The 11,618-nt window shown below is 54.5% G+C and carries 12 protein-coding genes; 1 reads left to right on the top strand and 11 read right to left on the bottom strand.

Annotated elements, in window-relative coordinates; translation table 11 throughout:
* Positions 1–194 precede the first annotated feature (194 nt).
* Complete coding sequence (locus tag NFS31_RS17890; RefSeq protein ID WP_251498082.1) at positions 195–1,055, top strand: MerR family transcriptional regulator; 861 nt, start codon at positions 195–197, stop codon at positions 1,053–1,055.
* 187 nt (positions 1,056–1,242) lie between these two features.
* Here the strand turns inward: NFS31_RS17890 and NFS31_RS17885 are convergent, their stop codons facing one another.
* The 11 genes from NFS31_RS17885 to NFS31_RS17835 all read right to left on the bottom strand — a co-directional run bounded on the left by NFS31_RS17885 (position 1,243) and on the right by NFS31_RS17835 (position 11,551).
* Positions 1,243–1,713: a hypothetical protein gene (locus NFS31_RS17885; RefSeq protein ID WP_251498079.1), complete on the bottom strand. Its 471-nt coding sequence runs from the start codon at positions 1,711–1,713 to the stop codon at positions 1,243–1,245.
* Between the two features lie 190 nt (positions 1,714–1,903).
* Positions 1,904–2,092, bottom strand: coding sequence for a hypothetical protein (locus NFS31_RS17880; RefSeq protein ID WP_251498076.1), 189 nt, complete (start codon positions 2,090–2,092; stop codon positions 1,904–1,906).
* Positions 2,093–2,268: 176 nt separating this feature from the next.
* Positions 2,269–3,639 carry a sensor histidine kinase gene (locus NFS31_RS17875; protein ID WP_251498073.1) on the bottom strand — a complete coding sequence of 457 codons (1,371 nt, stop codon included), beginning with the start codon at positions 3,637–3,639 and terminating at the stop codon, positions 2,269–2,271.
* On the bottom strand, positions 3,636–4,355 hold the full coding sequence (locus tag NFS31_RS17870; protein ID WP_251498070.1) for a LytR/AlgR family response regulator transcription factor: 720 nt from the start codon (positions 4,353–4,355) through the stop codon (positions 3,636–3,638). The genes NFS31_RS17875 and NFS31_RS17870 overlap by 4 nt, the downstream gene beginning before the upstream one ends.
* A gap of 304 nt (positions 4,356–4,659) precedes the next feature.
* The gene (locus NFS31_RS17865) at positions 4,660–5,451 is read right to left on the bottom strand and encodes an RnfABCDGE type electron transport complex subunit B (protein WP_251498068.1); all 792 of its coding nucleotides are present in this window, start codon (positions 5,449–5,451) and stop codon (positions 4,660–4,662) included.
* A 15-nt stretch (positions 5,452–5,466) separates the two neighbouring features.
* Complete coding sequence (gene rsxA / locus NFS31_RS17860) at positions 5,467–6,042, bottom strand: electron transport complex subunit RsxA (RefSeq protein WP_251498065.1); 576 nt, start codon at positions 6,040–6,042, stop codon at positions 5,467–5,469.
* 14 nt (positions 6,043–6,056) lie between these two features.
* Positions 6,057–6,869: an electron transport complex subunit RsxE gene (rsxE, locus tag NFS31_RS17855; RefSeq protein WP_251498060.1), complete on the bottom strand. Its 813-nt coding sequence runs from the start codon at positions 6,867–6,869 to the stop codon at positions 6,057–6,059.
* 15 nt (positions 6,870–6,884) lie between these two features.
* Entirely contained in the window at positions 6,885–7,493 is a 609-nt protein-coding gene (locus tag NFS31_RS17850; RefSeq protein WP_251498057.1) for an FMN-binding protein, read from the bottom strand.
* On the bottom strand, positions 7,493–8,428 hold the full coding sequence (locus NFS31_RS17845) for an RnfABCDGE type electron transport complex subunit D (RefSeq protein WP_251498053.1): 936 nt from the start codon (positions 8,426–8,428) through the stop codon (positions 7,493–7,495). The genes NFS31_RS17850 and NFS31_RS17845 overlap by 1 nt, the downstream gene beginning before the upstream one ends.
* 13 nt (positions 8,429–8,441) lie before the next feature.
* Positions 8,442–9,773 carry an electron transport complex subunit RsxC gene (gene rsxC, locus NFS31_RS17840; protein ID WP_251498049.1) on the bottom strand — a complete coding sequence of 444 codons (1,332 nt, stop codon included), beginning with the start codon at positions 9,771–9,773 and terminating at the stop codon, positions 8,442–8,444.
* 410 nt (positions 9,774–10,183) lie between these two features.
* Positions 10,184–11,551: a sodium-dependent transporter gene (locus tag NFS31_RS17835; RefSeq protein ID WP_251498045.1), complete on the bottom strand. Its 1,368-nt coding sequence runs from the start codon at positions 11,549–11,551 to the stop codon at positions 10,184–10,186.
* Between the last annotated feature and the right edge of the window lie 67 nt (positions 11,552–11,618).

Below are 11,618 nucleotides of genomic sequence, written 5' to 3'. Positions count from 1 at the left end.
TTTTTTACATCAGTTGCTTGAAAAAAACTTTTTAAACATTTTTCATTTTACCTATTGACATTTCTTAGCTGGACTTTTGTTCTGTCTTTACAGCTTGCGTTTGTTTCCTGCATGTAGTATCATAAACCGTACAGTAACAGTATGGTCAATAGCAAAATGTATACAATTTAAAAAAATATTTCAGGAGCATGAAAATGGATAAAAAAAATAAACGCCTCACAATCGGCCAGTTCGCCGCCCTGCACGGCGTCAACAAAAAAACGCTGATGTGGTATGATGAGATAGGGCTCTTTAAGCCCGCCGCCGTGAACCCCGAAAATGGCTACCGCTACTATACGTATCACCAGAGCCCCATCCTGGAGATCATCCTGCTCCTGCGGGAGCTGGACGTACCCCTGCCGGAAATACAGGATTTCATGAAAAACCGCTCCGCTGAAACCATGAAGCGCCTCCTTACGGAGCGGATCGCCGACCTGGATCGCCAGCTCATGCGCCTGACGGCGATCCGGAAAACCTTACACAGCCACTGCCAGGATATGGACGCCCTGCTGACCCTTAATCTGTCGGAAATCAGCATCGTGGAAAAGGAAGAACGCTGCCTGGTGACCGTGGATATCGGCCGGGACACCACATTTGAAAAAGCAGTGGAGCTGGTCACAGTCGAGACAGCCCGGTACATTCCAGGCCGCCTGCATGACGCCTTCTACGGCTCCATGATCCCCGTTGCCAGCCTGCAAAGCGGCCATTTTGACGACTATACCAGGCTCTTCATCGAGATCCCCTTCCTCAGGCGCAAAAACGGCCTGCATATACAGCCAAAGGGGCGCTATTTGAGGGCTTTCTATAAGGGAAATTGGGAAGGAATCCCGCAGCGCTACCGGGAAATCTTAGAGTATGCCGGCAGGCAGGGGCTGAAACTGTGCGGATATTCCTATGAAAAAGGGATCAATGAGACCGTCGCACAGCGGATCGAAGATTATATCGTGCAGATTGAAATACCTCTCATGGAGTCAATTAGCAACCGTTCAGAAATCAGAACCAATGGCATTAGTTAAGATGTATGTGAGCTATGGTTCATTGTGAGGGGGCCGCCGTCGCCAGCTCCTGTATCCGGCAAAACCCTGCTTCCGCTGCGCTTTTCTCCGAGCGGGAGCGGGGTTCCTTACGGATTTAGAATCTGACGATAGCGGCCCTCTCACGACAACAACACATCGCAATCGCTCACTTCGCTTAACTAAGCTGTCAGGCTTTCACGCAGATCTGCGGCTCTGCGGCCTGCATATCCACCGCGCCTCCGCTCTCCGTATACGTCTTCGCGATATCCGCCGCGGCCGGCCCGCCTGCGCCGGTTCCTGCGGGCGCTGCCGCTCCTTGTGAAGCCTTCTTTCCCTCCTCGCTGATCTCAGCCGTATCCACCGGCTCCGGAAGTCTCCCGGATGTCTCGCCGCGCCGCGCCGCCGCTTCCTCCCTGCGCCGTTCGATCAGGGCCTCCTGCTCCTTTTTCTCCTCCTTTACCTCGCTTTTCATCGCTTCCTTCGCCTCGTCGCTGCACTCCTTTGCCTTCTGCGAAAATTCCTCCGCATACCCCATGGCGCGTTCCATGGCCCCTGTATCGCCCTTTGCCTCTGCCTCGCTGTACACGCGCATCGGCGTCTCTGCCAGCTTCACATTCATATTCGCGCCGATCAGGCCGTTCATAGTTCCTGCTTTCATAAAAAACCTCCTTTTTCCAGACTCCCGGAACATCAGCCGCAAAGGCAGGCGCTGTGAGAATCCGGGAATGCACAGATATCATAACGGTTTCTTCGGCCAAAAAAGTTTTTGTTTAACCATGCGGGAACAAACGGCCTGATTTCTGTCATATACGGTCAGGCGCCGCGCGCTGTACTAATGGACTGGCGCGCTAATCTTTTATCCGATCGAGCTCTGTTAAATTTACGCCTAAACTTACTAATGTAACCTTCAGTTCAATATACCTTTCATGCATGGACTGATAGGTCGCCGGATCTTTATCTTTGACAGACTGCATCCAATTTTGTAACCTTGAAAACTCTATAATCGAGTCCCTGATAATGCCTGCTGCACTTGGCATATCATACACCTCTTTCTGAAAAATACGTTTTTATTATGACACATTCATTGTACCAGATAAGCAGATGACGTGTAAAGCATGATTGAAAAACAATGCGCAGGGCTGTATGGATCCGCGGTTACGATTCACGGGCAGTATTCCGCTAAGTGTTTTTTGTGCGTGCAGCGCAGCAAAAGTCACAACGCCCCATGCCCCGCCTCCATCATCACCGACACAAAAAACTCCCCGTCCCTTGCCGCAATATCCAAAATCCCCCCATTCCGCTCCACAATCTGCTGCACATTCATCAGCCCAATCCCATACCGTTCTTCCCCAAACCCCGTTTTATCTTCCCCCTCCCCCAGCGCATTGCGGATCTCAAACACCGCATACCGCTTCACGATCTCCGCCCGCACGGCGATGCGCCGTCTCCCCTCCTCCACCCGGCTCTGGGCGTGGATCGCATTATCCAGGAGATTTCCCAGCAGAATACAGAGATCAAAGTCCTCAATCCCCGCCAGTCCCGCCAGATTCATATCGCACGCAAAGGCAATCCCCATCTCCCGCGCCTCGCGCCGCTTCAAATTCACAATCGCGTCCACCGCCGGGTTCCCGGTCCGTATCTCCCCGTCCGTCAGTCCGCCGCTCTCGCACAGCCGTTCCACATATTGCTCCAGCCTTTCGTAGTCCCGCTTCTTTAACAGCCCTGACACAGCAATAAAATGATTCCTCATGTCATGCCGCAGCCCCGCCTGCTCCCTGCGCTCCTTCAAAAGCGCCTGATAATGCGCCGCCTTCGCCCGGTGCACCTGCTCTGACACCTCATACTGCATCGTCCGGTTCATCGCGTCTGCCAGACATAATACAACTGTAATACTTAAAATTGCCAGCACCATACATCCTAAATGAGTAAACAACTCATTCAAATACGGATCCCAGTACGCCTCCCCATTGACATCCGACACCATGGAAACGCCCCGGCTGGCGCCGAAATTCACCACATCCGTCAAAAACAGCAGTACGCATACAGGGATCAGCATCGCCTTCGCGCAGCGCGGCGAAAACATCTCCATCTTTAATTTCAGCCGCCTGAAACTCGCCCGCAGGGCTCCCGCCGCGCCGAGGTACGACAGGCAGGAGGCGAGCATCAGCGCCATCTCGCTCCGGCTGTGAAACAAAACCAGGCGCGCCGCCGATAAGGCCGCCTCCAGCCCGTTCCAGGAAAAATCCATCACAGCCAGCAGCATAGCGGCCGTAAACAGCTTCATCCATGTCTTTCCCGCAAAAAAAGCCGTACACACAAACAAAAAAGCCGCCTGCCTTAAAACCGCAAACAACAGATAATTGCCGGCCAGCTTCCCCAGCGCATCCGCCAGCAAAAAAAACGCGAACAAAAGCGTCAGGCACCGCGCCCGGTTTGCCTCTGCAGATACCCGCGCAGGGCGGAAAAATCCCTCCTGGATGCGCAGCGCCGTAAATATCTCCAAGCCATAAAAGAATGCCCAGGCCGCATATTTCCCCGCCAAAAACCACACAGCCGGATCATTTACCCGCAGATCCACACTCACAGAATACCGCCCTCCCGCTTCATAAATTTCAGGATTTCCCTGGCAAAATCATCATACCGCCTCCTGGCCAGCAGGACAACATCCCCATTCTCCATCATAATCTGCGTTTTCTGAAAACCATCCACAAACCGCAGATTAATCAGATACCCCTTATGGCAGCGGAAAAAATCCCGCCCCGCAAGCTTCTCCTCCAGCCGTCCCAGCGCCTCCGAAACCGTCACCGTCTCCTGCATACAGTGGATATCCACCAGCCTCCCCCTGGCCTCCATATACACAATATCCTTAAGCCTCACCTTCCCGGTCCCTTTCTTCGACGAAACCAGCAGATACCCCGCCTCCTCCCTTCCGCAAATCTTCCCCGCCGCGTGCAAAAGAACCTCCCGCAGCTTCTCCTCGGAAACAGGCTTCACAAGATAATGAAACGCCTCCACATCATACGCCTCAAACACATACTCGCTCGCAGACGTGACAAAGATCAGCATCATATCAGGCTGTTTCCCGCGCAGCCGCTTCGCCAGCTCCATCCCGTCCATGCCCGGCATACGGATATCCAGAAAAACCAGATCAAACGCCTCCCCGGCCTCCAGCAGATCCCGGCCCGCAAAAAACCGCTTCACAGCCGCGCCGATCCCCTCCCGCCCCAATACCTCCCGGATCCGCCTCGCCAGATCCGCGCATTCCAAAACCGCATCGTCGCACACGGCAACTGACAGCATACATCTCCCCTCCCTGTTCCAGAGTATAACCATTCAGACAGCCTGCTACAGCATTGCATTAATTCGCGAGTAAAAAACGCCCGCTATCCGCGCCCTCTGCACGCCTGCTGACACACTCCTCTATAATGAAAAAACAGACGGCAACCCACGCCCATGACACACTCAGGCGTCACCACGCATTTTGCCGTCTGCTTTTTCATAACTCAAAAGCGAATTTTAAACCTACTCATTTCATGCAGCCTGAGATTTGCGATCCACAGCCCGCCGCCGGCGGCCCCCTTCACAACAAATCCCCCGCGCACGCTTACAGAATAATCTTCGCCGGGCACTTCGCCGCGCACTTACCGCAGTTCGTACACTTCTCGTAATCAATCACAGCCACATTGTTATCCATATGGATCGCGTCAAACTCACACTGCTTCGTGCAGAGCGTACACCCAATACATCCATTGTCGCACTTCGCCTTCACAGCCGGTCCCTTATCGTGGGAGTTACACTGCACCAGATGCTCCGCCTTATACGGTACAAGGTCAATCAGGTGCTGCGGGCAGGCCGCCACACATTTGCCGCAGGCCACGCACTTCTCCTTATCCACCACCGCAATGCCGTCCACCACATGGATCGCATCAAACTGACAGGCCGCCACGCAGGAGCCAAATCCCATACATCCATAGGAGCAGGCTTTGTCGCCCGCGCCCGGAACCACGCCGGCCATCTTACAGTCCTTGATTCCATAGTAGTTGTACTGCGTCCTCGTCTTATCGCAGGTGCCCTTACACTTTACAAAAGCCACCTTCTTCTCGCTGCCGCCGGCCTCAACGCCCATGATGGCCGCGATCTTCGCCCCCACAGGCGCGCCGCCTACCGGACAGGCGTCTACAGCCGCCGTCCCCTGCGCGATCGCCTTTGCAAGGCCGTCACAGCCCGGGAAGCCGCAGCCGCCGCAGTTGTTTCCCGGCAGCTCCGCTCTGACAAGAACCTCTTTTTCATCTACCTCAACTTTAAACTTCTCGCTGGCCACGCCTAAGAGCATGCCGACGATGATGCCGGTCACGCCCACGATAACGGCCGCAATGATAATACCAGTAATATTCATCCTCCGTTTCCCCCTTTAAATTAATCCGGAAAATCCGAAAAATGCAATTGACATAAGGCCTGCCGTGATCAGCACGATCGGGGATCCCTGGAAGTTATAAGGAACGTCGTTGTGCTCAATGCGCTCGCGCACGCCTGCAAGCAGGATGATGGCAATCGTAAATCCAACGGAAATACCGATGCCGTTCACAACGCTCTGAATAAAATTATAAGCCTTGGTTACATTGGTCAGAGCCACGCCCAGAACGGCGCAGTTCGTCGTAATCAGCGGAAGGTACACGCCCAGAGACTCATAAAGGGAAACCATGTTCTTCTTTAAGAACATCTCCACAAACTGTACCAGGCCCGCGATAACGAGGATAAACACGATCGTCTGCAAATAGGCCATACCGCTCGGCTCCAGGATAAAATCATAGATCAGGCTCGCCACAGCGGAGGCGATCGTGATAACAAAGATAACAGCCGCGCCCATGCCGGCAGACGTCTCTACCTTCTTGGAAACGCCAAGGAACGGGCACAGGCCAAGGAACTGGCTGAGTACAACATTATTTACCAGGGCGGAACCGATGGCAATTAAAAGCAATTCTTTCATTTTCCCATTCCTCCTTATTCCGTTTTGCCGGCTTCAGCCGCTTTCGCCGCCTCAGCCGCCTTCTTGGCCGCCAGGGCCTTCTCTGCCGCCGCTTTCTTGGCCGCAGCCGCCTTCGCCGCCTCCTCGGCCGCCTTTTCAGCAAGCTTTAAGTGGTTCTCCGCACAGGCAGCGCCCATGCAGGAAGCACAGTTTCCGCCGCACACCAGCGCGCTGGACTTCGGAGCGGAACCGTTTGTCGCAGACGGCGCTTTGAACTTGTTCTGCAGCGCGGTCAGGATGGACAGCACGAAGAATGCGCCCGGCGCCAGGATGAAAATGGAGATATGGTAATCCTCCGGGATAATCTGCTGGCCGAACACCGCGCCGGCGCCCAGAAGCTCACGGAAAAGGCCGATGCAGGTTAAGGCAATTGTAAAGCCGAGGCCCATGCCGATACCGTCAAACGCGGAAGAGATCGGATCATTCTTCGCCGCATACGACTCCGCGCGGCCAAGGATGATACAGTTTACCACGATCAGGGGGATATAAATGCCCAGCGCAGAGTAAAGCGAGGGCAGAAATCCCTGAATCAGAAGCTGCACAACCGTAACAAGGCTGGCAATCACTACAATATACGCCGGAATACGCACGCGGTCCGGGATGATATTTCGCAGAAGCGAAATAATAAAGTTAGAAAATACCAAAACGGCTGTTGTGGAAAGCCCCATGCCGATACCGTTGATGGCGGAGGTCGTAACCGCCAGGGTCGGGCACATACCTAACATTAACACGAAGGTTGGGTTTTCTTTGATAATGCCGTTATATAAACGTTCCATATTTTTGTTCATGCTTCCCACCTCCTGTTAATTTGCATAATTCTGCTGATAATACAGGGCCGCGTTGACCGCGTTCGTCACCGCGTCGGACGTGATGGTCGCGCCGCTGATGGCGTTGATCTCCGCGTCGCCCGCATTGCCGGACTTCGTCACGGAAAGCTTTTCCGCCGTCTTTCCGATATACTGATCCTTAAACGGCGCGTCCTTGGCCTTAAGTCCCAGGCCCGGCGTGTCGCTCGTCTCACGGATGCCGATGGCTGTGATGCTGCCGTCCTCCTTAAGGCCCACGGAGATTCCCACCTTGCCGCCGTAGCTGTCATTGGAATAAGAGTTCACCACCAGGCCGATGTCTGCGCCGGACGCATCCTTTGCCGCCATAACGGACTCAATGCCCACATTGCCGAACTCGCTGGCCGCCAGCCCTGCGTTGCAGCCCCCCAGATCCGCGTCCGCGATCTCCTCAAAAGACTGCGCTTCGGCAAATACCTCCTTGTAGGTCGCATTGTTCGCCGCGATCGTGGCCTGCTCGATGGGGCCCTTTGTCACTTCATACACGCCGCCCAGCGCAACGCCCGCGATCAGGGTGATTGCAAACAGGGTCATGGCGTCCTTTACAAATCCGGATTTACCTGCCATTATTTTTTACCTCCCTTCTTACCAAAAGCAATCGGAAGGGTGTACTTCTCGATCAGCGGAACCAGGATGTTACAGAAAATAATCGCATAGGACACGCCCTCTGCCGATCCGCCAAAGATACGGAACAGCGCGGTCAGAAGACCTAAGGCCACGCCGAACACGTACTGCCCCTTCGGCGTGATCGGGCTTGTAACATAGTCTGTGGCCATGAAGAATGCGCCGAACATCAGGCCGCCGCCGCATAAATGAGCCGCCACGTAGGTCATGTCAAAGCCGCTGCACAGAGCCGCAAACACGGCCACGGTCGCAATGTATGTAAGCGGAATCCGCAGGGAAATCACCTTTCTGTACACCAGGTAAGCCGCGCCGATCAGAAGCGCAATCACGGAAACCTCGCCGATCGTTCCGGAAATATTACCGATGAACATGGCGCCCACATCCACCTGCTCCCCTGCCTTTAACATCGCCATCGGCGTCGCGCTGGCCACCGCGTCAGAGTGCGGCTCGGAGAAGGTCGTCATCTTTCCCGCAAAGGAAATCAAAAGGAAACATCTGGCCGCCAGAGCCGGATTCATAAAGTTCTGGCCCAGCCCGCCGTACATCTGCTTTACAATAATGATCGCGAACACGCCGCCAAGCATGGGAATCCAGATCGGAATCTGCGGAGGCATATTCAGCGCCAGAATCATACCCGTCACCAGGGCGCTCCCGTCCATAATGGTGATCGGTTTCTTCATCACTTTTTCAAATACATACTCGGAAACCACACAGGCTGCCACGGTCGCAATCAGAACCAGCAGCGCATGGATCCCAAACTGCCATACACCGTAAATACTTGCAGGAAGCATCGCAATGGCCACATCCAGCATGATCGCCTGGGTCGTGTGGGCGCTCCTTACGTGAGGTGATGACGATACGTTAAATAATTTTCCCATTTCTTCACACCCCCTACTTTCTGCGGCTTGCCGCCACGGCCTTTCTAAGCTCCTTAAACGCCTGCGTCAGCGGCCTCTTGGCCGGGCAGGTAAAGGCGCAGCAGCCGCACTCCACGCACTCCATGCCGCTCAATGCCTGGAAGCGCTCCATATCATGGCGCTCCGCCGCGTCCATCATAAGCTGGGGAACCAGGTGCTCCGGACATACCTCCACGCACTTTCCGCAGCGGATGCACGGCGTCGGCTCCATGGCCGCAACCTGATCCTTTGAGAAGGTCGTCAGCGCCGAGGAAGTCTTGGCAACCGGGAAATCAAGGCTGAATAACGCCTGGCCCATCATCGGCCCGCCGGAAATCATCTTCTCCGGCTCTTTGCCGTCCTTAAAGCCGCCGGCCGCCTCCAGAAGCCTCTTGTAATCCGTGCCCAGGCGCACCTCAAAGTTCTGCGGGTTCGTAACCGCGTCCCCCGTCACGGTGATGATCTTTCTCTGCAGCGGAATGGACCTGCACACCGCATTGTAGATCGCAGCCACGGTGTCGATATTGTCAACCACGCAGCCCGCGTCCGCCGGCAGCATCGTGGAATTGATCTCCCGCTTTGTCACCGCGTAGATCAGCGTGCGCTCGCCGCCCTGCGGGTACTTCGTGAGAAGCGGGCAAACCTCAATCCTCGGCTCATCCTTCACCATCTCCGTCAGCTTCTTAATCGCCTCCGGCTTGTTGTTTTCAATGCCGATAATCCCCTTTGCATTGTCAAACAGCGAAAGGATCACCTTCAGTCCCCCGATAATCTCCTCCGGCCGCTCCATCATCATCCGGTAGTCGCTGGTCAGAAACGGCTCGCACTCCGCTCCGTTGACGATCACATGGTCAATCGCCGCCTCGTCCTTGGGAGTGAGCTTCACATGCGTCGGGAATCCCGCGCCGCCAAGGCCCACAATACCGGCCGCCTTGATGATATCGCGGATCTCCTGCTTGGAGAGCTTCGTGTAATCCCTCTCCTCGCCAAAACCCTCAATCGCTTCCTCCTCGCCGTCGTTCTCCACGATGATTGACTGAACCATCGCTCCATTGGCAACCAGTCTCGGCTCGATCCCTTTCACAGTACCGGAAACAGAACTCAGAACATTCGCAGAAATAAAGCCCCCGGCCTCTGCGATGATCTGGCCTCTCAGCACGCGATCGCCCTTGCCCACCAGCGGTTTCGCGGGCGCGCCGATATGCTGGGACAGCGGATAAACCATCTCCTCGCCCTTTAAGGGGGCAAGAACCTTGATTGGTTTATCCTCAGACAGTTCTTTTCCCTCGTATGGATGAATGCCGCCTATAAATGTAGCCAAACCCATCAATTAAACCCTCTTTCTCTAGTTTGATTTTCTTCCCCGATTTATGAAACATTTTGTGAAATTTTTGTCACATAAAGAGGGCAGAAGCTATCGCGTATAGTATATCATAGTGGAATCTTTTTAACAATTGGGAAATTTAAGATCTTAGACGGAATTTTGTATAAAAATTAATACAAAATTTATTTTTGAAATGCTGCGGATGGTTTGGATGCGGGCGGGGGAGATGCGTGAGGGGGCCGCCCGCGGCAGAACATCTATCCCACAAAACCCCGCTTCCGCTCAGTGAAAAACGCAGCGGACACTAAGCTCGAAAAGACCTCGCTAAGCGCCGGCGGTTTTCTACGGGTTCCTTTGGATATAGAACCTGACGCCGGCGGCCCCTTCGCGATCCCGGTCCCCCCGCGGTACATTTAAAAGAATTTCGTCCAGTATCCCTGCGCAAATATGATCAGCACCACCACCGGAATCACATACGACACATACGCCCTGGCCCAGCGCGGGAATTTCATTCCGGCCCCTGTGTTGGCCTCGGTCATGAACGCCTCATACCCCCATCCATACCGGCTGGTGCAGAACAGCAGATACGCCAGGCTCCCCAGCGGCAGAAGATTGTTGCTCACCAGGAAGTCCTCCAGGTCGAGAACCGTAGAGCCCTCTCCGAAGGGAGCGATGAACCCCCACACATTAAAGCCCAGCACACAGGGCATGGAGAGAAGGATGATCAATACCATGTTGGCCAAAACCGCCTTTTTGACGGAACAGCCCGTGAGATCCGTGGCGAAGGACACAATATTCTGGAAGACTGCAATGACCGTGGACGCGGCGGCAAAGGACATAAAGAGGAAGAATAAGGTTCCCCAGAACCGGCCGCCTGCCATGTGGTTAAATACATTCGGCAGGGTAATGAAAATCAGGCTCGGGCCCTGTCCCGGTTCGATCCCGTAGGCAAAGCACGCCGGGAAGATGATAAGGCCGGCCATAAAAGCCACGAAGGTGTCTAACACCATCACATTGACCGCCTCCCCGGTCAGACTGCGCTCCTTGCCGATATAGCTTCCGAAAATAGCCAGCGCGCCGATGCCGATGCTCAGTGTGAAAAAGGACTGCCCCAGGGCGGCGAAAACCACCTCTCCGATACCGGCCTCCCTGATTTTGGAAAAATCCGGTTTTAAATAGAATTCCAGGCCCGGTTTTCCGCCCTCCATCCGCACGGAGTTAAAAGCCAGCACAAGCATCAGGGCCAGAAGGCTTACCATCATCACCTTTGTGATCTTTTCCACGCCGCTCTGAAGGCCCATGGCGCACACGGAGAAGCAGGCAATCACGCAGAAAACCATAAAGCACGTCATCAGGGCCGGGTTATCAAGCATCCGGCCAAACTCGCCGGCTACGCCGTCAGCGTCAAGCCCGGTAAAATCGCCGGCCGCCATTTTGACAAAATATAAGAATAACCAGCCTGCGACCGTGGTGTAAAACATCATCAAAAGGTAATTTCCCGCCATCGCAAACCATTTTTCAATATGCCACTTACTCCCCTTCGGCTCCAGCACGTCAAAGGAAAGCGCCGCGCTCTTCTGGCTGGCGCGCCCCACGGCAAACTCCATGACGATGATCGGAAGACCGAGAAGCACAAGAAAGGCCGCATAGATAAGCACAAAGGCGGCGCCCCCGTACTGGCCCACAATATACGGAAACCTCCACACATTTCCCAGGCCGATGGCACAGCCCGCGGAAATCAGAATAAATCCCAGACGCGACGAAAATTTTTCTCTTCCCATTATCTCCTCTCCTTATTTTTAATAAAAAAATGCGGTAACGATCCCTTCCGAAACCGCCGCCGCATCT

Source organism: Otoolea muris (genome assembly GCF_943193115.1).
GTDB classification, from domain to species: Bacteria; Bacillota; Clostridia; order Lachnospirales; family Lachnospiraceae; genus Otoolea; species Otoolea muris.
This window is presented reverse-complemented; position numbering and strand designations above follow the sequence as displayed.

Excerpts from the sequence above, each read along its gene's own strand:
- NFS31_RS17865 (WP_251498068.1), bottom strand. The coding sequence starts at position 5,451 with ATGAATATTACTGGTATTATCATTGCGGCCGTTATCGTGGGCGTGACC.
- NFS31_RS17835 (WP_251498045.1), bottom strand. The coding sequence starts at position 11,551 with ATGGGAAGAGAAAAATTTTCGTCGCGTCTGGGATTTATTCTGATTTCC.
- NFS31_RS17890 (WP_251498082.1), top strand. The coding sequence starts at position 195 with ATGGATAAAAAAAATAAACGCCTCACAATCGGCCAGTTCGCCGCCCTG.
- NFS31_RS17870 (WP_251498070.1), bottom strand. The coding sequence starts at position 4,355 with ATGCTGTCAGTTGCCGTGTGCGACGATGCGGTTTTGGAATGCGCGGAT.
- rsxC (WP_251498049.1), bottom strand. The coding sequence starts at position 9,773 with ATGGGTTTGGCTACATTTATAGGCGGCATTCATCCATACGAGGGAAAA.
- NFS31_RS17885 (WP_251498079.1), bottom strand. The coding sequence starts at position 1,713 with ATGAAAGCAGGAACTATGAACGGCCTGATCGGCGCGAATATGAATGTG.
- NFS31_RS17850 (WP_251498057.1), bottom strand. The coding sequence starts at position 7,493 with ATGGCAGGTAAATCCGGATTTGTAAAGGACGCCATGACCCTGTTTGCA.
- NFS31_RS17880 (WP_251498076.1), bottom strand. The coding sequence starts at position 2,092 with ATGCCAAGTGCAGCAGGCATTATCAGGGACTCGATTATAGAGTTTTCA.
- NFS31_RS17845 (WP_251498053.1), bottom strand. The coding sequence starts at position 8,428 with ATGGGAAAATTATTTAACGTATCGTCATCACCTCACGTAAGGAGCGCC.
- rsxA (WP_251498065.1), bottom strand. The coding sequence starts at position 6,042 with ATGAAAGAATTGCTTTTAATTGCCATCGGTTCCGCCCTGGTAAATAAT.
- rsxE (WP_251498060.1), bottom strand. The coding sequence starts at position 6,869 with ATGAACAAAAATATGGAACGTTTATATAACGGCATTATCAAAGAAAAC.